Genomic DNA, 20,680 nt, shown 5'->3' with positions numbered 1-20,680 from the left:
TCCTATCGTCCCGTATCGCCCTTGCCGGCGAGCACACGGTCGAGCCCGTAGAAGCGGTCGAGCAGAATGAGGGCGGTCATGGTAACAGCGATCACGCAGGCCGAGACCGACGTCACCAGCGGATCGATGTTGTCCTGGATATAAAGGAACATGCGCACCGGCAACGTCTCGGTGCCGGGTGCCGCAAGAAAGACGGTCATGGTGAGATCGTCGAAGGACTGGATGAAGGCGAGCGCCCAGCCGCTGATGACGCCGGGCAGGATCAGCGGCAACGTCACGCGGCGAAACAAAGTCCAGCCGTTGGCGCCGAGCGAGACTGCCGCCATCTCGACCGAGAGGTCCATGCCGGTCGCCGCTGCCAGGGTCAGCCGCAGCGCGAACGGAAACACGATGATGACATGCGCGATGATCAGCGCGGCAAAGCTGCCGCCGAGGCCGGCCGAGGTGAAGAAGCGCAGGAAGGCGATGCCGAGCACGACATGCGGGATCATCAGCGGCGACAGGAACAGCGCCGCGAGCGCATCGCGGCCGCGGAAGCGATAGCGCGCGATCGCGAGCGCCGCCGGCACCGCGAACAGCAGCGCCACGAAGGATGAGAGCGCACCGAGCCCCAGGCTGACCCAGAAGGCATGGATGAATTCGGGATAGTTGGCGATCGCCCTGAACCAGCGCAGCGAAAAACCGTTGGTCGGCAGCGACAGAAAGCCTTCCGGCGTGAAAGCAACGAGGCAGACCACCAGGATCGGCGCGACCATGACGATGACGAAGATGGTGTGGAAGATCAACGCGAGCGGGCCGTTCCGGCTCATCGGAACACCTCCGCGTAGCGGCGCTCGATCAGCGCGTTGCTGCCGACGACGATCAGCACCAGCGCGACCAGCAGCAGCGTTGCGACCGCTGCACCGAGCGGCCAGTTCAGCGTGTTGAGGAATTCGTCATAGGCCAGCGTCGCCGCGACCTTGAGCCGGCGGCCGCCGATGATCGCCGGCGTCGCGAAGGCGCTGGCCGAGAGCGAAAACACGATGATCGCCCCCGACAGCACGCCCGGCATGATCTGCGGCATGATGATGCGGCGGATGATGGTCACGGGTCCCGCGCCGAGCGACATCGCGGCGTTCTCGATCTGCGGGTTGAGCCGCTGGAGCGCGGCCCACACCGACAGCACCATGAACGGCATCATCACATGGGCGAGCGCAACCACCATCCCTGTCTCGGTGAACATGAAGGGAATGGGCGAGCGGATCACTCCGAGCGACATCAGCAGCTTGTTGACGAGCCCGTTGTTGCCGCCGAACAGCAGCGCCCAGCCGAGCGTCCGCGCCACCACGGAGATCAAGAGCGGCCCGAGGATGACGAGCAGAAAAAGACTCTTCCAGCGCCCGCTCATGCGGTTGAGGATGTAGGCTTCCGGCGCACCAAGCACGGCGGTGAGCAGCGTTGTCAGGATCGCGATGCGAAACGTTCGCCAGAACATTTCGGCGTAATAGGGATCGGTCGCGATCTCATGCCAGTTCTTCAGGATGAAGACGGGCTCGATGCCCTTGTACTGACCCCAGTCGTGGAACGACAGCATCACCGTCATCGCCAGCGGGATCAACAGCACGCCGACGAACAGCATCAAAGCCGGCGCCGTCAGTGCCCATGGCGCGCGTGCGCTGCGCTCCTCGGCGGCCGTGCTCATGCGACACCCCTCGCGCGCACGCTCATGTCCTCGGGCCGCCAGACGAGGCGAACCGCCTCGCCCTCTGCCGGCGGCGCCGTCCCGTCATTCTGGCGGATCACGATCGCGGGCCCGCATTCGCTGTCGCACTGGAACAGCCAGTGATTGCCCTGGAAGATACGCGTGACGATCTTTGCGCCGAGCCCCGTATCGCCAAAGCCGATCCGTTCAGGGCGAATGCTGACAGTGACGGGGCCACTGAGCCCGGCCGGCGCCGGCGCGTTCCAGGAGCCAGCCACCACCCGCACCGGCGTCGCGGCCCGATCAATCGTCGCCGCAAAATCGTTGGTCTTGCCGAGGAACTGCGAGACGAAGGCCGAGGCCGGCTTCTCATAGGTCTCCTGCGGCGAGCCGATCTGCTCGATGCGGCCCTGGCTCATCACCACGATGCGGTCGGACAGCGACATCGCCTCGTTCTGGTCGTGGGTGACCAGGATCGTCGTGGTGCCGATGGTGCGCTGGATCTGGCGCAGCTCGATCTGCATCTCCTCGCGCAGCTTGGCGTCGAGATTGGACAGCGGCTCGTCGAGCAAGAGCACGCTCGGCTTGATCACCAGCGCGCGCGCCAGGGCCACGCGCTGCTGCTGACCGCCGGACATGCGGCGCGGATGGCGGTCCTCGTAGCCGGCAAGCCCGACCATCGCGAGCGCGGCGCGGACGCGCTCGGCTCTTTCGGCGCGCGGCACGTTGCGCATCTCGAGGCCGAACGCGACGTTCTCCGCCGCCGTCATGTGCGGAAACAGCGCGTAGCTCTGGAACACGATGCCGAGCCCGCGCTTCGCGGGATGGATCGCGGTGAGGTCCTTGCCCTCCAGGCGGATCGCGCCGCGTGTGGGATCGAGGAAACCCGCGATCATCTGCAAGGTCGTGGTCTTGCCGCAGCCGGACGGGCCGAGGAAGGAGATGAACTCCCCCTTCCCCACCGACAGACTGAAGTCATCGACCACAGTCTGCGCGCCGAACTGCTTTGCGACCCGATCGAGCTCGAGATAGGCCATGCGCTGTCTCCGCAACGATCAGATCAACGCTCGACCTCGCGATTCCAGCGCTTGGTCCACTCCTCGCGCTTCTCGTTGATCACAGTCCAGTCCGGATTATAGAGCTTTGCCGCGCGCTCGCCGATCGGCGCCATCTTGCCGAGCTCCAGCGGTACCACCAGTGATTTCAGCACCGGGCCGTAGCCGTAGTCCTTCAGCAGCACGAGCTGGATCTTTGGGTCGAGCAGCATCTTGATGAAGCTGGAGGCCAGCGGCGAGGCATTCGGCTTGGTGATCGGACACGCCGTCGTCAGCAGCGTCGCCGCGCCTTCCTTGGGATAGACGAAGTCGACGGGGAAGCCGGTGTTGGCAAAACTCTGCACGCGGCCGGTGCCCCACACCGCGATCACGGCCTGGCCGGATTGGAACAGCTCGGTCATCTTGCCCGGCGACGGCTCATAGGCGAGCACGTTCGGATTGATCTGCTCCTTGAAGATCTTGAAGCCGGAATCGACGTTGGTCTCGCCGCCGCCGTTCATCTTCGACAGCATCACCAGCGCTTCGAGGCCGTAGGTGTTGTTGATCGGCGGGATCACGAGCTGTTTGGCGTATTTCGTGTCCTTCAGATCGTTCCAGGAGGTCGGCGGCGCCCAGCCTTTCTCGGCGAACACCTTGGTGTTGTACATCAGGCCGGTCGCGACGATGCCGATCGCAACGGCGCGATCGTCCTTGAAGCGGGCGGTGTCATAGAGATCGGCCGGCAGACCGTCGAGCTTGCCGCAGAAGCCGAGCTGAATCGCCTGGTACATCGGGCCGTCGTCGACGATGGCGACGTCGATCTGCTGATTGCCCTTCTGCGCCTGGAGCTTGGCCAGCGTGTCCGTGGAGTTGCCGGCGACGTATTCGACCTTGACGCCGTTCTCCTTCTCGAAGGCCGGGATCACCTCGTCGCGGATGGTCTTCTCGAACGAGCCGCCGTAGCCGGCGACGTAGAGCGTTTTCTGCTGGGCCGAGGCGGCCGACGGGACGGCGATGAGCGCTGCGATGCTGACCGCGGTCAGAAGGCTGAGAGTCTTCATATGGACCGATCTCCAATACCGGGATGAGGTGACGTGCCGAAAAATCTCTGACTGAGGCGCCTTCCGCATTTCCTTCCGCGCCAACCCTCTCCGGACAGGGCTCCGGCCCCTGTTCGCGAGGTTTTGGCGCGATTCGGAGGTTTGAACCCCTCCAATCTGCCGAAAAAGCGGGCTGTCTCCAGTCCTGATGAAAAAGATCGCAAACCCTGGCTTCCATCGTCCAATGAATAATGGCACCCTCTGCATGCCTAAATGTTATGGATGGAATTGGAGATGGCGCGGATCAATTCGCGGCAGGTGGAGGCCTTCCGCGCGACGATGCTGACCGGCAGCGTGACTGAGGCGGCGGCGCTGATGACCGTGACGCAGCCGGCCGTAAGCCGGCTGCTGCGCGACCTCCAGGCGCTGCTGAAAATGGAGCTGTTCGAGCGGCGCGGGACTGGCCTCGTGCCGACCGCCGCGGCGATGGCGCTCTATACCGAAGTGGAGCGCTCCTTCGTCGGGCTCGAACGCATCACGGCGGCGGCGGAAGAAATCCGCGGCCGTCGCACCGGGTCGCTGCGGATCGCAGCTCTGCCGGCGCTGTCGAACGGCTATCTGCCGCGGCTCGCCGGACATTTCCTGAAGGAGCGGCCCAACCTCAACCTCGCCTTCTTCGGCGTGATCTCACCGATCGTGGTCGATTGGGTGCTCAACAATCAATGCGACATCGGCTTTGCCGAGGTGCCGATCGCCCATTCCGGCCTGCCGAGCCAGCGGCTGCCCGCGTTGGCGCGCGTCGCGGTGCTGCCGACCGGTCACCGCCTCGCGGAGAAGGAGGTGCTGGAGCCGCGCGATTTCGGGGGCGAGACATTCATCTCGCTGTCGGCGGGATCGTCGAGCCGGCACCTCGTCGACCAGGTCTTCCATCGCCACGACGTCCGCCGCGTGCTCAGGGTCGAGACCACGCTGTCGGAGATCATGTGCGGCATGGTGTCATCAGGGCTCGGCGTCGCAATCTGCGATCCCTTCACCGCGCAGGAATTCTCCACCCGCGGCATCGTCGTGCGCCGCTTCCTGCCGCGCATCGACTTCGAATTCTCCGCGGTCTTTCCGGCGCAGCGCAGCCCCTCGCCCGTGGCGCTCGATCTGGTCGAGACCATGCGCAAGGCGCTGGTTGAATTCGAGGACGACGCAACACTCAGCCGTTGAACGCGGCCTGCGCCTCCGGCAGGTCCCAGATCTTGCAGATCGCAGCGGTACCAGCCGCCGTGATCGCCGCTTCGTCGGCGCCGAGATAGCATCCCTCATCGACTAGCATGCGGCCGTCGACCATGACCTGATCGATGTTGGCGCGGTTGGCAAGCGCGATCAGCGCGCGGCGCGGATCGAACAGCGGCTGAAGATGCGGATGGGTGAGATCGACGACGGTGAGATCGGCCGTCGCGCCCGGCTCGATCCGGCCGAGATCAGGCCGCTTGATGACGTCGGCGGCCACGGCCGTGTTGGCCTCGATCAGCTCCGGCGAATTGGCGACATCGGCGCGCTGCGACGTGACCTTGGAGATCAGCGACGCCGCATTGAGTTCGCCAAGCAGGTCCATGTTGTAGCCGTCGGTGCCGACCACGGTGCGGACGCCGTGCTCCGCGAACCGGCTGAACGCCGCGGTGACGCCGGCGCGCGCGAATACGCGCGGGCAATTCAGCACGGTCATGCCGCAGGCGGCCATCAGCTTGAGATCGTCGTCGGTGCTGAACATGCAGTGCGCGGCCATGAGGTCGGGCGCGAGCAGGCCTAGCCAGTCCAGATATTGCGCCGGCGTGCGGCCACCATAGCGCTTGCCGATGGTCTCGACCTCGGCGCGGCTCTGCGCCATGTGCGTCGTGATGGGCACGCCAAGCTCGCGCGCCCGTGCGGCGCAGGCTTTCAGCAGATCGGGACCGCAGGTGTCCGTGGCGTGCGGGCTCATCGCAAGACTGATGCGGCCGTCGCCGCGATTGTTCCAGCGCTGATAGAGCGCGTCCCAGGTTGCCATGTCGGCGGTGCCATCGTCGCCGGAATAGCGGACCACGCCGTCAGGACCCGCCTTGGCATCTGATGTCGAGAACAGATAGGGCGCGCCGTAGAAGCGGATGCCCATCTCCTCGGCCGCATCAAACATCTCGGGGATCGAGTTGCGGAACGGCTCCATCACGGTGGTGGCGCCGCCCTTCAGAAGTTGAAGGATGCCCAGCCGTGCGACGGCCATGCGCTCTTCCGCCGACAACAGATCGGCGCCGCGCTTGGTCAGCGGCAAGAGCACCGTATAGACGATGCTCTGGTTGTTACGGCGTCCGTTGCCGTCCTCGGTGTGGCTGCGCGCCACCGCCTCGGAGAAGCAATGATTGTGCAGGTTCAAAAGACCAGGCAGCACGAAGCGGCCGGGACGATCATAGACCTGATCCGCGCTCGGCCTGTCGCGCGTGATTGCCGCGATCTTCTTGCCTTCGACCAAGACCCAATGGTCGCGCAACACGTCCTGCGCGCCGTCCTTGCGTGACAGCACATAGCTGCCGAAAATTGCTGTGGTGCTCATGCGGGGCGTACGTTCCAGAAGACGGCGGTGCCGTCGAGAATGCCGGTGATGGCTTTGCGATAGGCGGTCGGCTGCTTGTACAGGCCGATCGGAATATAGGGGATTTCGTCGAACGCGACCGCCTGGATCTCGCGGCAGATGCGCTGCTGCTCGGCGAGCTCGGAGGCCGCCAGCCACTGGCTGCGCAAGGGCCCCATCTTCTCGCTCGCGTACCAGCCGGCGACCTTGCCTTCGCCGCGGATGTTGGTGTTGCCGGCCGGATTGAGCCAGTCGATGCCCTGCCAGTTGCCGACCGCGGCGCTCCAGCCGCCCTGCCCGATCGGGTCTTTCTTCAACTGGCGCTGCAGGACGACGGCGAAATCGAGCCCGGCATATTCGACGTTCATGCCGGCCTTGCGCAAGCTGTCGACCGCGATCTCGCCGAGTGGCTTCTGCGCCAGCGAATTGGTGGGGACCAGCACCACGATCTTCTCGCCATTGTAGCCCGCGGCCTTCAGCTCGGCCTTGACCTTGGCGTAGTCGCGCGGGCCGCGGAACACGTCGAGGCCGACGTCGCTCGCCATCGGGGTATCAGGCGCGAAATAGCCGATCGGCGAGACCTGGAAGGCCGGATCGGTGCCAGCCACGGCCGTCATGAACGCGGATTGATCGATCGCACCCAGCAGCGCGCGGCGCACGGCAGGATTGTCGAACGGCGGCTGCAGATGATTGAGGCGCAGCATGCAGGCGTAGCCTCTGGGGTCAAGGATGCGCGTCTCGATATCGCCGGCGGCCTTGATGATCGGCAGCAGATCGTGCGGCGTGGTCTCCTGCCAGTCCTGCTCGCCGGTCTGGAGCGCGGCGACGCCGGTGCCGGCATCGGGCGTTGTGGTCCAGACCACGCGATCGTAGTGCACGATCTTCGGTCCCGCGGTCCAGTCCGGCTTGCCGTCGGTGCGCGGCTGGTAGCGCTCGAATTTGGCATAGGCGTTGCGCGCGCCCTGCACGCGCTCGTCGGCGAGATAGCGGAACGGGCCGCTGCCGATGACTTCGGTCAGCGGCTTGAACGGGTCCTGGCTCGCCAGCCGCTCCGGCATCATGAAGCAGGGATTGATCGCGGCCTTGCCGAGCGCCGGCGGCAGCAGCGGGAACGGACGCTTGAGGCGGAAGCGGATGGTGCGGTCGTCGGCAGCCGAGAGCTCGGCGGTCGCCTCCAGCAGCTCGCCGCCAAAGCCGTCGCGCGCCGCCCAGCGGCGGATGCTGGCGACGCAGTCGCGCGCCAGCACACGTTCGCCATCGTGCCAGAACAGGCCATCGCGCAAGCTGAGGTCCCACTGCAGCAAGTCAGCGGAGATGGCGTGGCCCGACAACATCTGCGGCGAGACCTGGAGCGAGGAGCTCATGCCGTAGAGCGTGTCGTAGACCATGAAACCATGGTTTCGCGACACCTGCGCGGTCGAATAGATGGGGTCGACGAAGGCGAGGTCGATGACGGGAATGAAGCGCAAGGTGCTCTGCGCTTCGGCGCGTACGATGCCCGGCAGTGAAAGCGCGGGCACTGTTGCGGCAGCCTTGAGGAGCGAGCGGCGGGAGATCGGCATGACAAAAGGCTCCTGAAGGATCTTACGTATTCAACAAGACCGCGCCGATTGCAGCGGCGACAGCCTGCTGCGCCGGCTCGATCACGGGCACGCCGATCGCATCCACAATCGCCGCGCGGTGCGAGGCCATGCCGGCGCACCCCATCACCACGACGTCGGCGCGGCATTGGGTGACCAGCGCGCGGCCGGCTTCGATCAAGCGGCCGCGGATATCGGCGCCTGCCGTTTCCGCCGCACTCGCACCCACCGACCAGCTTCCGGCGTAACGGCCATCGACGCCCATTACCCGCGCCATGCGTTGCTGGCGGCGGATGCTCGATGGCGACAGCGCGATGATGCCGAAGCGTTCGCCCAGCATCAGCGCGCGAAAGATGCCGCATTCGGCGATGCCCAGCACCGGACGGCGGCCTGCCGCCTCGCGCACGGCATGCAGGCCGGGATCGCTGAAGCAGGCGAGCACGAAGGCATCGGCATCAGCGCGCGTGACGCGGTTGACCAGCGGCATGACCACGCTATCGGCATCGCGCTGCGAGCTGATGCCTGGCGGTCCCTCGGCGAGGCCAACCACCTCGATGTCAGGCCCGCCGGCAATGCGCAGCGGCGCGACCGCCTCGTCGATCGCCGCCGTCACCGACGCCGAGGAGTTGGGGTTGATGACGAGGATGCGACGACGGGTCATGGCACTGCTCAGCGGTTACCGGCTTCGTGGCGCAGGAAGTTCTCCGCGATCTTCTCGCCGGTCGTGATCCAGACGTCCGGGCACGACTTTGCGTAGGTCAGGAACTCGCGCAGCAGGCGCAGCCGCATGGGGCGGCCGCTGCACTGGGGATGCAGCACGGTCGTGACCATGGCGCCCCAGTCCCTGGTTTCGTCGAGCTCGTCCTTCCAGATCGAGAGCACGTGCTCCTTGGGGAAGATCGAGCGCGGGCTGAAGCGGGCGGAGAGGCCGTGCATCCAGTCGTCATAGCTCGCTGTGACCGGCAGCTCGATCGTGCCGGGCTTGCCGTCGGCGAGACGATGGCGATAGGGCCGCACGTCGTCGCGGAACGAGGACGTGTAGACGATGCCGTGACGTACGAGTGCTGCGCGCAGCTCCTCGGTGAACTCGCCATAGGGCGCGCGGTAGCCGGTCGGCCTGACGCCGAGCCGGCGCTTTAGCGCCTCAAAGCCGCGCTCCAGCTCCTCCTCGATCCAGGGATCGCCGGGATCGGGCAGCAGATGGTGATAGCCGTGATGGCCGATCTCGTGGCCGGCCTTGAGGATCGACTCGGCCATCGCCGGATGCGCGTCGACCGACCATCCCGTGACGAAGAAGGTCGCCTTGAGATCGAGCTGGTCGAGCAGCTCCAGCAGTTTTGGCGTGCCGACGCGCGCCTCATAGCCGCCATAGCTCATGGTGATGAGCCGCTGCGCGTGCACCGCGTCCTTGCTGGTCCACGCGCTCTCCGCGTCCACGTCGAACGACAGGAACATCGCCGAAGTGTAGGGTTTCGGCCAGGGATATTCCGGCGCGGGATCGGCGGTGTTGGCCGGAACGAGCGGGATGCTCTTGAGTGCCTTACTGTCCAGCATTGATGGTCGCCTTCTCTAATCCGTTGTCGTTCAGTTTCCACTTGGCAAGCAGGGTCTTGTAGGTGCCGTCGGCGATCAACCCATCGACCGCTTCGAGAATGGCCTGCTGAAGTGCCTTTTCCTTGACCGGCAGGGCAATGCCGGTGAATTGCTGCGCGATGGGCTCGCCCACGGACGCATAGGCGCCGGGCTCGAGGTCCATGATGTAGGGCAGCGTCTCGTTGCCTTGGGCGGCGGCATCGATGCGGCCCTGCCTGAGCTGGGTGCGGGCGTCGGCCGAGCCGTCGGTGCCGATGAACTGGATCGGATTGCTGCCGCAATTCTTCTCGCTCCACGCCGCGATCTGCGCCGGGAACATGGTGCGGCGGCTGGCGCCGACCTTCTTGCCGCAGAGCGATGCCGCGTCCTTGAACTCCGCCTTGCGCGACTGCTGCACGAAGAACTGCGGGCCGCTCCTGAGATAATCGACGAAGGACGCGATGTCGTGACGGCTCGCGTAGTCCGTGAAGCCGGACAGAATGGCGTCCACGCGCCCGGTCGAGATCGACGGCATGAACTCGGCAAAGCTCGTCTCCTGCCATTCGATCTTGACGCCGAGCTTGCGGCCGATGGCTTCGCCGAGATCGATGTCGAAGCCGGACAGCGCGTTGGTGGCGGGATCGCGGAATTCCATCGGCGGATAGTTCGGGACCAGCGCCACCTTGAGACTGCCGCGCTTGGCGATCTCCGCCGGCAGCTCGATGGACAAGGCCGAAACGGTCATGGCGCCGAAAAGCGCCGCCGCAACCCAAAGTCTCTTCATCAACACGCCCCCATTTCAGATCACAGCCGAAAGAAATGCCTTGGTGCGCTCCTCGCGCGGCGCACCCAATACGTCCGAGGCGCGCCCCTGCTCGACGATCGCGCCCTGGTCCATGTAGACGACGCGGTCGGCGACCTCGCGCGCGAAGCCGAGCTCGTGCGTCACCACCATCATGGTCATGCCGCTCTTCGCCAGCTCCTTCATGACCGCGAGAACCTCGCCGACGAGTTCCGGATCGAGCGCACTGGTCGGCTCGTCGAACAGCATCAGCATCGGCTTCATGGCGAGCGCGCGCGCGATCGCCACGCGCTGCTGCTGGCCGCCGGAAAGCTGCGCGGGATACCAGTCCGCCTTGGCGGACAATCCGACGCGCCGGAGCAGTTCGAGCGCCTCCGCGCGCACCTCGTCGGACTTGCGCCCCTGCACCTGAAGTGGACCTTCGGTGATATTCTCTAGCGCGGTCTTGTGCGGAAACAGGTTGAAGCGCTGGAACACCATGCCGGTCTTCAGCCGCTGCCGCCCGATCTCCCGCTCGCTGAGGCGATAGAGCCGCCCGCTTTGCTCGCGCACGCCAAGCAGCTCGCCGTCGAGCCAGATGCCGCCAGCATCGATCATGGCGAGCTGGTTGATGCAGCGGAGCAGCGTGGTCTTGCCGGAGCCGGAGGCGCCGATCAGGCACATCACCTCGCCGGGCCAGACGTCGAGCGAGACGCTTCTGAGAGCCTGGAATTCGCCAAAGCTCTTGCTGACGGAGCGGATCGCGACGAGGGGTTTTGTCATCGCGCCAGCCGCAATGTGCCGCGGGCAAAACGGCGTTCGAGCAGCATCTGGAGCGGCGTCAGGATCGAGACCACGAGCAGATACCAGAGCCCGGCGACGATCAGGAGCTCGATCACGCGCGAATTGGCGTAGTAGATGTTTTCGGCGTTGTGCAGCAGTTCCGGATACTGGATGACGCTCGCGAGCGAGGTCGCCTTCACCATGCCGATGAACTCGTTGCCGAGCGGCGGGATCACCACGCGCATCGCCTGCGGCAGGATGATCCGGCGCAGCGCGCGCAGCCGGCCCATGCCGATCGCCTGCGCCGCCTCGTATTGCCCGATGTCGACCGACAGCATGCCGGCGCGCATCACCTCGGACGTATAGGCGCCCTGGTTGATGCCGAGCCCGAGCAGCGCGGCGAGGAACGGCGTCATGACGTCGACCGCGCGCGCAGACCACAGGCCGGGAATGCCGATGGTCGGAAACACCAGCGCGAGGTTGAACCACAACAGCAGTTGCAGGATCAGCGGCGTGCCACGGAACAGCCAGGTGTAGCCGGCCGCGACCGTCTTCAGCACCGGATTGGGCGACAGCCGCATGACCGCGACGACAACGCCGAGGACAATGCCGAGCGCCATGGCCAGCACCGCCATCACCATCGTGTTGACGATGCCTTCGAGAATGACTTTTGCGGTCAGGAAGCGACTGACATAGGACCATTCGATCTGGCCGCCGGCGAAGGCGCGCACGATCGCCGCCAGCACGAGGACGATCAGGGCCGCGCTGAGCCAGCGAAACCAGTGCGGCTCGCGCGCGATCCGCATCCCCGACAGATCAGGGAAACCCTCCGCGAGTGCCGGCACCGGCTTCATTGCGGCGCCGCATTCAGCATGGGCTGGGCCACCGCGTTGGCCCCCAGGCCCCATTTGTCGAGGACGGCCTTGTAGGCGCCGTCGGCGATCATTGCCGTGAGCTTCTCCGTGACTACTTCGCGCAAGGCCGCGTCGTCCTTGCGGAACATGATGCCCTGATAGCCTTTGGCGAAGGGCTCGCCGACGACGCGATATTTGCCGGGCTCCTGCGTCTGCGCGTAAGGCAGCGTCTCGCTGCCCTGCACGGCGGCGTCGATGCGGCCCTGCTTGAGCTGGTTGCGGACGTCGATCGAGTTTTCGCCGGGGACGTACTGAATGGCCGGCTTGCCGGCCGGCTCGCAGTTCTGCTTGCTCCACTTCTCGATCTCGACCGGGAAGCTGGTGCTGCGGGTGGTGCCGACCTTCTTGCCGCAGAGATCTGTCGCGTCCTTGGCCGCATTGTCCGCCATCACGAAGAACTGCGGGCCGGTCGCGAGGTAGTCGACGAAATCGGCGGTCTCGCGCCGCGAGGCGCGGTCGGAGATGCCGGAGATGATGAAGTCCGCGCGCCTGGTCTGGAGCGACGGGATCAGCTCGGCGAACGGCGTCTCGCTCCAGACGATCTTGACGCCAAGCCGCTTGGCAAGTTCGTTGGCCAGATCGATGTCGAGCCCGACGAGCTCGTTGGTGGCGGGATCGCGATATTCCATCGGCGCGTAGGTGGAGTTGACCGTGAGTTTTACCACGCCCGCCTGCTTGATCTCCGCCGGAAGCTCTGCCGCTTGCGCTGACGTTACGGTAGCCAGTACTGCGAGACCGAGAGAGAGCGAGAGGCGTATCATGTCAGCTCCTTTGCCAACGTTTTGCTTTGAGTCCTTTGCCAGCGCCGTGCCAGTCAGTCCGCGTCGAGAACGGCCGGCTCGATGACGCCGGCGCGTTCGGTGATCACCCTGTATTGCTCCGGCCGCCGGTGGGCGGCGAAGTTGAACATCTTGTCCTTGCCCTGGCGGCAGAGATCGAGATCGATATCGGCGACGATTACCTCGTCGGCCAAAGTCTGGGCTTGCGCGACGATGCGGCCGTTGGGATCGACGATGCAGGAGCCGCCGATCAACCCGGAGCCGTCCTCCTCACCCGCCTTCGCCACCGAGATCGCCCAGGTCGCGTTCATGTAGGCGTTGGCCTGTGTCACCAGTGTCGAGTGGAAGGTGCGCAAGGACGCGTCTTCGGTGATGCCGCCGTTGGGGTCATAGGCCGCCGAATTGTAACCGATGCAGACCAGCTCGACGCCTTGCAGGCCGAGCACGCGCCAGGATTCCGGCCAGCGGCGGTCGTTGCAGATCATCATGCCCATGATGGCGTGGGCCCAGGCCGATCCGGCGCGGAAGGCGGGGAAGCCGAGGTCGCCATATTCGAAATAGCGCTTCTCGAGCTGCTGGTAGCGCGCGCCTTCGCGCGGCTCGACCGAGCCCGGCAGATGCACCTTGCGATAGCGGCCGAGGATCTCGCCATCGCGATCGACCAGGATCGCGCAATTATAACGTCGACCGTCCGGCGTCAGCTCGGCATAGCCGACATAGAAGCCGACACGCAGCGCGCGCGCACGGTCGAACAGCTTTGCCACCGCCGGGTTCGGCATGCCGCGCTCGAAGTAATGGTCGAGCGCGTCGCCTTCGAGCAGCCAGCGCGGGAAGAAGGTGGTGAAGGCAAGCTCGGGAAACACCACGAGGCTGGCGCCGCGACCGGCGGCCTGCTCCAGCAAGTCGAGCATACGCGCCAGCGTATGCTCGCGCGTATCGGCTTTTTGCGTCGGCCCCATCTGTGCGGCGGCGGCGCGAAGGACACGAACCAAGATTGCCTCCAATATGTGCGCAGTGCTGCCTCAATGGGCGAATGAACCCTTTGATGCGACGTGCAAATCCGCGACCATTACGCGGAAGCGGGGCTGCAAAATCAATTCGTTCTGCTATGATGTTTTGGCCCAGAGTATAATCGGCAGTGATATGAACCTGCGTCAGCTCGAGATCCTGCGTGCCGTCATCCGCCATCGCACCACGGTGGCGGCGGCGGACGAGCTGGCGCTGTCGCAGCCGGCGGTCAGCAACGCGCTGAAGACGATGGAGGCGCAGGCGGGCTTTGCGCTGTTCGAGCGCGTCAACAACCGGCTGTTTCCGACCGCGGAGGCGATGGCGCTCTACAAGGAGAGCGAAGCGATCTTCGCGCTGCACGCCAAGCTCGAGAACCGCGTCCGCGATCTGCGCGAGAACCGCTCCGGGCATCTCGCGCTCGTCGCGACGCCGCCGCTGGCCTACAGCATCATCCCGTCGGCGCTCTCAAGCTTCCTTCGCCGCCGCCCTGAGACGCGCGTGTTCTTCGACGTGCGGCGCTATGAGGGCATCATCGAGGGCGTGCTCAGCCGCGTCGCCGAGCTCGGTTTCGCGCTGGGGCTGACGCATCATCCCGGCATCGCGCATGAGGTGGTGCACACCGGCGAGATGGTCTGTGTGCTGCCGCCGCGGCATCCGCTTGCCGACAAGCCGGTGATCTCGGCCGCCGATCTCTCCGGCATGCCCTTCATCGGGCTCGAGCGCGGTACGCGCCTCGGTGAGGCCGTGCGCGACAGCTTTGCCCGCGCCGGTGCGCCGTTCCAGCCGACCGTCGAGGTCCGCTACTGCAACACGGCTTGCGTGCTCGCCGCCGCCGGCGTCGGCGCCGCCGTGGTCGATCCGTTCTCGCCGCGACAGAACGGCGGCAGCGGCCTCGTGGTGCGGCCGTTCACGCCCACGACGCACGCCGTCGCCTATATGCTATGGTCGGAAGCCGAGCCGCTGTCGCGCCTGGCCAAGGCGTTTCTCAACGAGGTCCGGAAAGAGAGCGCACTGCTGGCGCGCCCAGCGCCACACCAGCAACATGGGGCAGAAAGCGACTGAGCTTCGCAACCTTTTGACCCGGGGGGCACATGGCACGCATCACCATCATCGAGACCGGACAGGTCCCGCAGAAGTACCGCGAGCAGCACGGCTCGTTTCCCGACATGTTCGAGCGCATGGTCCGCGCCGAGGATCCGACCGCCACGGTGGACGTCGTCAGCATCCCCAATGGCGACGCACTCCCCGACCCGAGCAAGCTCGAGGCCGTGCTGATCACCGGTGCTGCCGCCGGTGTCTATGACGGGCTCGACTGGATCGCGCCGCTGGAAGATTTCGTGCGCACGGCTTACGCCAACAAGACGCCGATGGTCGGTGTCTGCTTCGGCCATCAGCTGATCGCGCAGGCGCTCGGCGGCACCGTGCAGAAGTCGGAGAAGGGCTGGGGCATCGGCCGCCACGTCTATCAGGTGCTGCCGGAGAACGGCGTCGTCGACGGCAAAGCGGTTGCGATCGCCGCCTCGCATCAGGACCAGGTGGTCGAGCCGCCCAGCGATGCGCTGACGATCCTCTCGTCCGAATTCACCCCGCATGCCGGCCTGCTCTACGCCAACGGCACCACGCTGACCGTGCAGCCGCATCCGGAATTCGACGTGGAGTTTGCGCAAGTGTGCTGCGAGCTCCGCGACGGCAAGGCGCCGGAGGATGTCGTTGCGACCGCGAGGGAGTCGCTGGCGGAGCCGATGGACAACGCGAAGCTGGGTGCGGCAATCACGCGGTTTTTGGCGCGGCGCGCGGCGCCTTAATTCAAGGTCCTCGCCACGCGCACCTCTTCCCTTCTCCCCTTGCGGGAGAAGGTGGCGCGAAGCGCCGGATGAGGGGTTGCCTCAGCGCACTCAATAAGAGTCGGACTCGCGGAGGGAGACCCCTCACCCGTCTCGCCGCTGCGCGGCGAGCCACCCTCTCCCACGGGGGGAGAGGGTGCAGCGTGCTCGCTGCACTATCTCCGCAAGCCTCAGAACGGATCCGTCCCCAGCCCCGGCACATCCGCCGGCCGCGGTCCCGGCGCCGGCCAGTGAAACCGGCGGTCCTTCTCGGCAATCGCGATATCGTTGATCGACGCCTCGCGCCGCCGCATCAGCCCGTGCTCGTCGAACTCCCACTGCTCGTTGCCGTAGGAGCGATACCACTGGCCGCCCGCATCGTGCCATTCGTACTGGAAGCGTACCGCGATGTGGTTGCCGTCGAAGGCCCAGAGGTCCTTGATCAGGCGGTAGTCGTGCTCCTTCTCCCATTTGCGGGTGAGGAACGCGACGATGGCCTCCCGGCCCTGAAAGACCTCGGAGCGGTTGCGCCAGCGGCTGTCCTCGGTATAGGCGAGCGAGACTTTCACCGGATCGCGCGAATTCCACGCGTCCTCGGCCATGCGCGCCTTTTGCGCGGCGGTCTCACGGGTGAAGGGTGGAAGTGGCGGGCGCGACATGGTGGCCTCATCGGTTGGTCCGGGCCGCAATCTATCGCTGCAATTGCTGGAGTCGATAGGCCATCACCTATCGGCCGATCACTTATCGGGTGATCAGGAAATCAGATCGGCCCTCATCAATGACCGGATCGATTTCGGGATCGGCTGGGCGCGGCCGCCGCTGATGAAGGCGACGCGCACCTCGGCCTTCACCAGCACGTCCTCGGCTCGCCGCACCTCCTGCGCCAGCATGATGGAGGCGCCCTTCACCGCAACCGGCCACGTCACGACGTCGAGCACGTCGTCCATCCGCGCGGGCTTCAGAAAGTCCAGATGCATCGAGCGCACCACGAAGGCAAAGCCCGCGCCCTCTGTTTCGACCTGGTCGAACAGCGCCTGCTGCTCGGCGCCCATCAGCCGCAGATGGTTGGTGCGCCCGCGCTCCATGTATCGGAGATAATTGGCGTGATAGACGATGCCGGAGAAGTCCGTATCCTCGTAGTAGACGCGGACCTGCATGTGATGGCGGCCGTCGCGGATCTCGCCGTCGAGATGGGCTGTCACGTCGCGAGCCTCTTCGCTTTTTGCAACCGGTCCGTTTTGCGCAAAAACAGCCGGCCGCGCAAGCGCAGGTTATGCCACGGCCGGCGTCCTTCCCAGCGTCACCTCGACGATTTCCGGCGGCACGCCGACGCGGACCGGCATGATGCTGCAACCGAGGCCGCCGGAGACGATGACGTCGCATTTCAGCCGGAAGTGACCATAGGCGAGCCGCAGGCCGTGCTGAGGCGAAACAGCCGGCGACCAGCCGAACAGGCGGACCTGGCCGCCATGGGTATGGCCGGACAGTTGCAGCGCGACGCGCGCGGGTACGAGCGGCGCGATATTGGGCTCGTGCGCGAGCAAGATGACCGGCGCATCGTCGGTGACCTTCGCCAGCGTACCCGCGAGATCGTCGGCGCCAAGCCGGTGCACGCGGCCATAGCGCTTCGCGGGATAGTAGGCGAGCTGATCGCCGAGGCCCGCGAGCCAGAAGGAGCGTCCGTCCTTGGTGAGACGCACGACGTCGTTCTCGTAGACGGGAATACCGGCCGCCTCCAGCGCGCGATGGGCGGCTGTCGGCCCGTGCCCGGCCTGCTGCACGGCCCTGTCCACCCAATAGTCGTGATTGCCCATGACGGCATGGACGCCGAGCGGTGCCTTGAGGCCCGCGAGCACCTTGGCCCATTCGCTCGACGGAATGATGCGCGTGACCTGGTGAACACCCGCGACATAGTCGCCGAGCAACACGATGACATCGGCGTTGAGCGCATTGGTGCGATCGACGATGCCCTCGATCCGCTCCAGCGACATCCAGGGATCGCAGGCATGAATGTCGGTGACGATGGCGATCTTGAGCGGAAAATCCGCCGGCCATTGCCGCGGGGTCGGGTGATAACGGGTGACGCGGAGCCGCAGCGGCTCGATGCCGACGCCATAGGCCGCGGTCGAGACGCCGAGCGCGGACAGGCCGCCGATGGAACGGATGAGATGACGACGCGTGATCATGGAAGCCCGATGGTGATGCAGCTTTGTGATGCGGTCCGATTGGAGCGGAATTGGGGTCCGCTCGTGCAGACGGCCTGCATTCGCGTGCAGACCGTTTGCACAAAGGTTACCGGAAGTTCATGACAACCGACGCACCTTGCATCAACGCAATCAGTCGTCGCTCTCGTCCGTGCCGAACAGGCCGAACTGTGCCGCGGCATCGCGCGAGGGCTCGGCGATGCCGAGATGGCGGAAGGCGTGCGAGGTGAGCAGGCGGCCGCGCGGGGTGCGCTGGAGATAGCCGCACTGAATGAGATAAGGCTCGATGATGTCCTCGATCGCATCGCGCGGCTCGGACAGCGCGGCGGCCATCGTCTCGACGCCGACCGGGCCGCCGCCATAGTTCTGCGCGATGGTCGTGAGGTAGCGGCGGTCCATGGCGTCAAGGCCCGCGGCGTCGACCTCGAGCGCGCTCAGCGCGTGGTCGGCGATCTTGCGGTCGATCGAGGCGGCATCGGCGGCGGAGGCGAAATCGCGCACGCGCCGCAACAGGCGGCCGGCGATGCGCGGCGTGCCGCGGGCGCGGCGCGCGATCTCGTTGGCACCGTCGGCGCTCATGCCGACATTGAGCACGCGCGCGCCGCGGGTGACGATGCTTTCCAGCTCTTCGATGGTGTAAAAATTGAGCCGGACCGGGATGCCGAAGCGGTCGCGCAAGGGATTGGTGAGGAGGCCGGCGCGCGTGGTAGCGCCGACGAGCGTGAATTTCGACAGCTCGATCTTCACCGAGCGTGCCGCCGGGCCCTCGCCGATGATCAGGTCGAGCTGAAAGTCCTCCATCGCGGGATAGAGCACCTCTTCCACCGCCGGGCTCAGGCGATGGATCTCGTCGATGAAGAGCACGTCGCGCTCTTCGAGGTTGGTGAGGAGTGCGGCGAGATCGCCGGCCTTGGCGATCACCGGACCCGAGGTGGCGCGAAAGCCGACGCCGAGCTCCTTGGCGACGATCTGCGCCAGCGTGGTCTTGCCGAGGCCAGGGGGGCCTACGAACAGCACGTGATCCAGCGCCTCGCCGCGCTTGCGCGCCGCCTCGATGAAGATCGAGAGGTTCTTGCGCGCCTGCTGCTGGCCGACGAAGTCGGACAGCGATTGCGGACGTAGCGCGGTGTCGCCGACGTCATCGGAGCGGCGCTCGGGCGTGACGATGCGTGGGGGAGTGGTCATGCGGGCAGGATAACACGATGCAGCGGTTTCGCGAGCCACCAGCACAGGCTGGCCGGAATGACGGCGACGACGGCGAGCATCGCCGAAAGCTTCAGCGCCTCGGGCGCGGAACGGACACTCGGCACGATCACCGCCGAGGTTTCGGAGGGCACGACGAACATGCCAACCATGACGAAGCCGGCCGCGCCCACGGCCGCGGCGAGCCACGCCATCCAGATCATGTTGAGATCGGCGTAGACCGCCGCCAACGCAAATATCAGGCCGGCGACGACTGCAGGAAGGAACGAGGCGAGAATCGTGACGATGGCCAACAGCACGACCGCGATCGAAACCAGAGCACGCAGTGCTTCCAGTTCGAGGAACACGAGAAACATCTGCAGCACCGCGGCGCCGAGCGCCGTTACCGTCACAGCAACCAACGCGGCGGTCGTCAGCGGCCCGACAATGGAGAAAATCACGACGATACCGGCCACGCGCGAAAGGCGACGAAACAGGGCGGCGACGGGATTGGCGTGGGCCGCGCTCACTTCGACAGCTCCTTCAGGCCTAGCCGGATGAGTTGCGCGGTCTCGGCGCTCTCGCCCGCGCTGCGCGATGCGGATGCAATAGCGGCAGCCGCCTGCGGCTGGCCGTAGCCGAGATTGACCAGCGCAGAGATCGCATCTGCCACCGGGCGCGGCGCGCGCTGGTCGTCGACGGCGCCGGCGAGATGCACGACGGCGGGATCGACATTGGCGAAAGCAGGCGCCTTGTCCTTCAGCTCGGTAACGATGCGCTCGGCAACCTTGGGGCCGACGCCCGGCGTGCGTGCCACCGCGGCCTTGTCGCGCAGCGCAATCGCGTTGGCGAGGTCGGAAGGCGCCAGCGTGCCGAGCACGGCGAGCGCGACCTTGGCGCCGACGCCCTGCACGGTCTGGAGCAGGCGAAACCATTCGCGCTCCTGGTCGGTGCGGAAGCCGAACAGCTTTATCTGGTCCTCGCGGACGTAAGTCTCGATCGACAGCACCGCGGCCTCGCCGGGCGAGGGCAGATGCTGCAGCGTGCGGGCCGAGCAATGCACCTGATAGCCGACCCCGCCGACGTCGAGGAGCACATAATCCTCGCCGTAGGAATCGATCAGGCCCTTGAGCTTGCCGATCATAAGCCCGCCACCTTCAGCCTGAGCGCCGTGCTTTGGCGATGATGGGCGTGGGTAATGGCGATGGCGAGCGCGTCGGCGGCGTCCGCTGACGGCGGCTCGGCTTTCGGCAGCAAAATCTTCAGCATCATCGCGATCTGGTGCTTGTCGGCGTGGCCGGCGCCGACCACCGTCTTCTTGACTTGGTTCGGTGCGTATTCGGCGACAGTAATGCCGAACATCGCGGGCGCCAGCATGGCGACGCCGCGGGCCTGGCCGAGCTTCAGCGTCGCGACGCCGTCCTTGTTCACAAAGGTCTGCTCGACCGCGGCTTCCATCGGCTTGTGACCGGACAGGACAGCGGCAAGCCCCTCATGGATCGCGAGCAGCCGGCTCGCCAGCGGCAAATCGTCCGGCGGTTCCACCGAGCCGCAGGCGACGTAGATCAGGCGATTGCCCTCGGCCTCGATCACGCCCCAGCCGGTGCGGCGCAGGCCGGGGTCGATGCCGATGATGCGAACGGGGCCACGAATCGGGAGCGCAGTCATGGGCCAGTGATAGCGGCTGGCTGCGGTGGGGGAAACAG

23 protein-coding genes are annotated in these 20,680 nt (G+C 65.9%); 3 read left to right on the top strand and 20 right to left on the bottom strand.

What is annotated here, in order from left to right:
* Positions 1–2: 2 nt before the first annotated feature.
* The 4 genes from AB7G19_RS06545 to AB7G19_RS06530 are packed head-to-tail and all read right to left on the bottom strand — an operon-like array spanning position 3 to position 3,776.
* On the bottom strand, positions 3–809 hold the full coding sequence (locus AB7G19_RS06545) for an ABC transporter permease (protein ID WP_085401809.1): 807 nt from the start codon (positions 807–809) through the stop codon (positions 3–5).
* On the bottom strand, positions 806–1,681 hold the full coding sequence (locus tag AB7G19_RS06540) for an ABC transporter permease (protein ID WP_085401808.1): 876 nt from the start codon (positions 1,679–1,681) through the stop codon (positions 806–808). Before AB7G19_RS06540 ends, AB7G19_RS06545 begins: the two co-directional genes overlap by 4 nt.
* Complete coding sequence (locus tag AB7G19_RS06535; protein WP_085401807.1) at positions 1,678–2,718, bottom strand: ABC transporter ATP-binding protein; 1,041 nt, start codon at positions 2,716–2,718, stop codon at positions 1,678–1,680. The genes AB7G19_RS06540 and AB7G19_RS06535 overlap by 4 nt, the downstream gene beginning before the upstream one ends.
* A 23-nt stretch (positions 2,719–2,741) precedes the next feature.
* Positions 2,742–3,776: an ABC transporter substrate-binding protein gene (locus AB7G19_RS06530; protein WP_085401806.1), complete on the bottom strand. Its 1,035-nt coding sequence runs from the start codon at positions 3,774–3,776 to the stop codon at positions 2,742–2,744.
* A 273-nt stretch (positions 3,777–4,049) separates the two neighbouring features.
* Between AB7G19_RS06530 and AB7G19_RS06525 the strand changes: the two genes are divergently transcribed.
* The gene (locus AB7G19_RS06525) at positions 4,050–4,967 is read left to right on the top strand and encodes a LysR substrate-binding domain-containing protein (protein ID WP_085401844.1); all 918 of its coding nucleotides are present in this window, start codon (positions 4,050–4,052) and stop codon (positions 4,965–4,967) included.
* Here AB7G19_RS06525 and AB7G19_RS06520 read toward each other — a convergent pair.
* The 9 genes from AB7G19_RS06520 to AB7G19_RS06480 are packed head-to-tail and all read right to left on the bottom strand — an operon-like array spanning position 4,957 to position 13,749.
* Positions 4,957–6,330, bottom strand: coding sequence for an amidohydrolase family protein (locus tag AB7G19_RS06520; protein ID WP_085401805.1), 1,374 nt, complete (start codon positions 6,328–6,330; stop codon positions 4,957–4,959). The genes AB7G19_RS06525 and AB7G19_RS06520 overlap by 11 nt on opposite strands.
* Positions 6,327–7,910 (bottom strand): ABC transporter substrate-binding protein, encoded by a 1,584-nt coding sequence (locus AB7G19_RS06515; RefSeq protein ID WP_085401804.1) that lies wholly within the window; start codon positions 7,908–7,910, stop codon positions 6,327–6,329. Before AB7G19_RS06515 ends, AB7G19_RS06520 begins: the two co-directional genes overlap by 4 nt.
* A 22-nt stretch (positions 7,911–7,932) precedes the next feature.
* Positions 7,933–8,589 (bottom strand): aspartate/glutamate racemase family protein, encoded by a 657-nt coding sequence (locus tag AB7G19_RS06510; protein WP_085401803.1) that lies wholly within the window; start codon positions 8,587–8,589, stop codon positions 7,933–7,935.
* 8 nt (positions 8,590–8,597) lie between these two features.
* Positions 8,598–9,482 carry a polysaccharide deacetylase family protein gene (locus AB7G19_RS06505; RefSeq protein WP_028151441.1) on the bottom strand — a complete coding sequence of 295 codons (885 nt, stop codon included), beginning with the start codon at positions 9,480–9,482 and terminating at the stop codon, positions 8,598–8,600.
* Entirely contained in the window at positions 9,469–10,284 is an 816-nt protein-coding gene (locus AB7G19_RS06500) for an ABC transporter substrate-binding protein (RefSeq protein ID WP_085401802.1), read from the bottom strand. The genes AB7G19_RS06505 and AB7G19_RS06500 overlap by 14 nt, the downstream gene beginning before the upstream one ends.
* Positions 10,285–10,299: 15 nt before the next feature.
* Positions 10,300–11,064: an amino acid ABC transporter ATP-binding protein gene (locus AB7G19_RS06495; RefSeq protein ID WP_085401801.1), complete on the bottom strand. Its 765-nt coding sequence runs from the start codon at positions 11,062–11,064 to the stop codon at positions 10,300–10,302.
* Complete coding sequence (locus tag AB7G19_RS06490) at positions 11,061–11,918, bottom strand: amino acid ABC transporter permease (RefSeq protein WP_014492344.1); 858 nt, start codon at positions 11,916–11,918, stop codon at positions 11,061–11,063. Before AB7G19_RS06490 ends, AB7G19_RS06495 begins: the two co-directional genes overlap by 4 nt.
* Positions 11,915–12,739, bottom strand: coding sequence for an ABC transporter substrate-binding protein (locus tag AB7G19_RS06485; protein WP_085401800.1), 825 nt, complete (start codon positions 12,737–12,739; stop codon positions 11,915–11,917). The genes AB7G19_RS06490 and AB7G19_RS06485 overlap by 4 nt, the downstream gene beginning before the upstream one ends.
* 53 nt (positions 12,740–12,792) lie before the next feature.
* Positions 12,793–13,749 (bottom strand): N-carbamoyl-D-amino-acid hydrolase, encoded by a 957-nt coding sequence (locus tag AB7G19_RS06480; RefSeq protein WP_085401843.1) that lies wholly within the window; start codon positions 13,747–13,749, stop codon positions 12,793–12,795.
* 151 nt (positions 13,750–13,900) lie between these two features.
* Between AB7G19_RS06480 and AB7G19_RS06475 the strand changes: the two genes are divergently transcribed.
* Entirely contained in the window at positions 13,901–14,827 is a 927-nt protein-coding gene (locus AB7G19_RS06475; RefSeq protein WP_085401799.1) for a LysR family transcriptional regulator, read from the top strand.
* A gap of 29 nt (positions 14,828–14,856) precedes the next feature.
* Positions 14,857–15,570: a type 1 glutamine amidotransferase gene (locus AB7G19_RS06470; RefSeq protein WP_085401798.1), complete on the top strand. Its 714-nt coding sequence runs from the start codon at positions 14,857–14,859 to the stop codon at positions 15,568–15,570.
* 209 nt (positions 15,571–15,779) lie between these two features.
* Here AB7G19_RS06470 and AB7G19_RS06465 read toward each other — a convergent pair whose 3' ends face one another.
* The 7 genes from AB7G19_RS06465 to ruvC form a co-directional block, all read right to left on the bottom strand.
* A complete protein-coding gene (locus AB7G19_RS06465; RefSeq protein ID WP_085401797.1) occupies positions 15,780–16,247 on the bottom strand; it encodes a nuclear transport factor 2 family protein in 468 nt (155 codons plus the stop codon).
* 93 nt (positions 16,248–16,340) lie between these two features.
* The gene (gene ybgC / locus AB7G19_RS06460; protein WP_085401796.1) at positions 16,341–16,790 is read right to left on the bottom strand and encodes a tol-pal system-associated acyl-CoA thioesterase; all 450 of its coding nucleotides are present in this window, start codon (positions 16,788–16,790) and stop codon (positions 16,341–16,343) included.
* Between the two features lie 69 nt (positions 16,791–16,859).
* Entirely contained in the window at positions 16,860–17,774 is a 915-nt protein-coding gene (locus tag AB7G19_RS06455) for a metallophosphoesterase (protein WP_085401795.1), read from the bottom strand.
* 150 nt (positions 17,775–17,924) lie between these two features.
* Positions 17,925–18,977 carry a Holliday junction branch migration DNA helicase RuvB gene (ruvB, locus tag AB7G19_RS06450; protein ID WP_085401794.1) on the bottom strand — a complete coding sequence of 351 codons (1,053 nt, stop codon included), beginning with the start codon at positions 18,975–18,977 and terminating at the stop codon, positions 17,925–17,927.
* Complete coding sequence (locus AB7G19_RS06445) at positions 18,974–19,504, bottom strand: hypothetical protein (protein WP_071916641.1); 531 nt, start codon at positions 19,502–19,504, stop codon at positions 18,974–18,976. Before AB7G19_RS06445 ends, ruvB begins: the two co-directional genes overlap by 4 nt.
* On the bottom strand, positions 19,501–20,118 hold the full coding sequence (gene ruvA / locus AB7G19_RS06440; protein ID WP_063981036.1) for a Holliday junction branch migration protein RuvA: 618 nt from the start codon (positions 20,116–20,118) through the stop codon (positions 19,501–19,503). Before ruvA ends, AB7G19_RS06445 begins: the two co-directional genes overlap by 4 nt.
* Complete coding sequence (gene ruvC / locus AB7G19_RS06435; protein WP_039156321.1) at positions 20,115–20,642, bottom strand: crossover junction endodeoxyribonuclease RuvC; 528 nt, start codon at positions 20,640–20,642, stop codon at positions 20,115–20,117. The genes ruvA and ruvC overlap by 4 nt, the downstream gene beginning before the upstream one ends.
* Between the last annotated feature and the right edge of the window lie 38 nt (positions 20,643–20,680).

Origin of the sequence: Bradyrhizobium sp. 215_C5_N1_1 (assembly GCF_052075935.1) — a bacterium.
Classification (GTDB): Bacteria; Pseudomonadota; Alphaproteobacteria; order Rhizobiales; family Xanthobacteraceae; genus Bradyrhizobium; species Bradyrhizobium barranii.
Note: the sequence above shows the minus strand (reverse complement) of the source record. Positions and strands in the feature narration are given on the sequence as shown.

Bases quoted from the DNA above. Each gene is read 5' to 3' on its own strand.
- AB7G19_RS06545 (WP_085401809.1), bottom strand. From the start codon at position 809: ATGAGCCGGAACGGCCCGCTCGCGTTGATCTTCCACACCATCTTCGTC.
- AB7G19_RS06540 (WP_085401808.1), bottom strand. From the start codon at position 1,681: ATGAGCACGGCCGCCGAGGAGCGCAGCGCACGCGCGCCATGGGCACTG.
- AB7G19_RS06535 (WP_085401807.1), bottom strand. From the start codon at position 2,718: ATGGCCTATCTCGAGCTCGATCGGGTCGCAAAGCAGTTCGGCGCGCAG.
- AB7G19_RS06530 (WP_085401806.1), bottom strand. From the start codon at position 3,776: ATGAAGACTCTCAGCCTTCTGACCGCGGTCAGCATCGCAGCGCTCATC.
- AB7G19_RS06525 (WP_085401844.1), top strand. From the start codon at position 4,050: ATGGCGCGGATCAATTCGCGGCAGGTGGAGGCCTTCCGCGCGACGATG.
- AB7G19_RS06520 (WP_085401805.1), bottom strand. From the start codon at position 6,330: ATGAGCACCACAGCAATTTTCGGCAGCTATGTGCTGTCACGCAAGGAC.
- AB7G19_RS06515 (WP_085401804.1), bottom strand. From the start codon at position 7,910: ATGCCGATCTCCCGCCGCTCGCTCCTCAAGGCTGCCGCAACAGTGCCC.
- AB7G19_RS06510 (WP_085401803.1), bottom strand. From the start codon at position 8,589: ATGACCCGTCGTCGCATCCTCGTCATCAACCCCAACTCCTCGGCGTCG.
- AB7G19_RS06505 (WP_028151441.1), bottom strand. From the start codon at position 9,482: ATGCTGGACAGTAAGGCACTCAAGAGCATCCCGCTCGTTCCGGCCAAC.
- AB7G19_RS06500 (WP_085401802.1), bottom strand. From the start codon at position 10,284: ATGAAGAGACTTTGGGTTGCGGCGGCGCTTTTCGGCGCCATGACCGTT.
- AB7G19_RS06495 (WP_085401801.1), bottom strand. From the start codon at position 11,064: ATGACAAAACCCCTCGTCGCGATCCGCTCCGTCAGCAAGAGCTTTGGC.
- AB7G19_RS06490 (WP_014492344.1), bottom strand. From the start codon at position 11,918: ATGAAGCCGGTGCCGGCACTCGCGGAGGGTTTCCCTGATCTGTCGGGG.
- AB7G19_RS06485 (WP_085401800.1), bottom strand. From the start codon at position 12,739: ATGATACGCCTCTCGCTCTCTCTCGGTCTCGCAGTACTGGCTACCGTA.
- AB7G19_RS06475 (WP_085401799.1), top strand. From the start codon at position 13,901: ATGAACCTGCGTCAGCTCGAGATCCTGCGTGCCGTCATCCGCCATCGC.
- AB7G19_RS06470 (WP_085401798.1), top strand. From the start codon at position 14,857: ATGGCACGCATCACCATCATCGAGACCGGACAGGTCCCGCAGAAGTAC.
- AB7G19_RS06465 (WP_085401797.1), bottom strand. From the start codon at position 16,247: ATGTCGCGCCCGCCACTTCCACCCTTCACCCGTGAGACCGCCGCGCAA.
- AB7G19_RS06455 (WP_085401795.1), bottom strand. From the start codon at position 17,774: ATGATCACGCGTCGTCATCTCATCCGTTCCATCGGCGGCCTGTCCGCG.
- ruvB (WP_085401794.1), bottom strand. From the start codon at position 18,977: ATGACCACTCCCCCACGCATCGTCACGCCCGAGCGCCGCTCCGATGAC.
- ruvA (WP_063981036.1), bottom strand. From the start codon at position 20,118: ATGATCGGCAAGCTCAAGGGCCTGATCGATTCCTACGGCGAGGATTAT.
- ruvC (WP_039156321.1), bottom strand. From the start codon at position 20,642: ATGACTGCGCTCCCGATTCGTGGCCCCGTTCGCATCATCGGCATCGAC.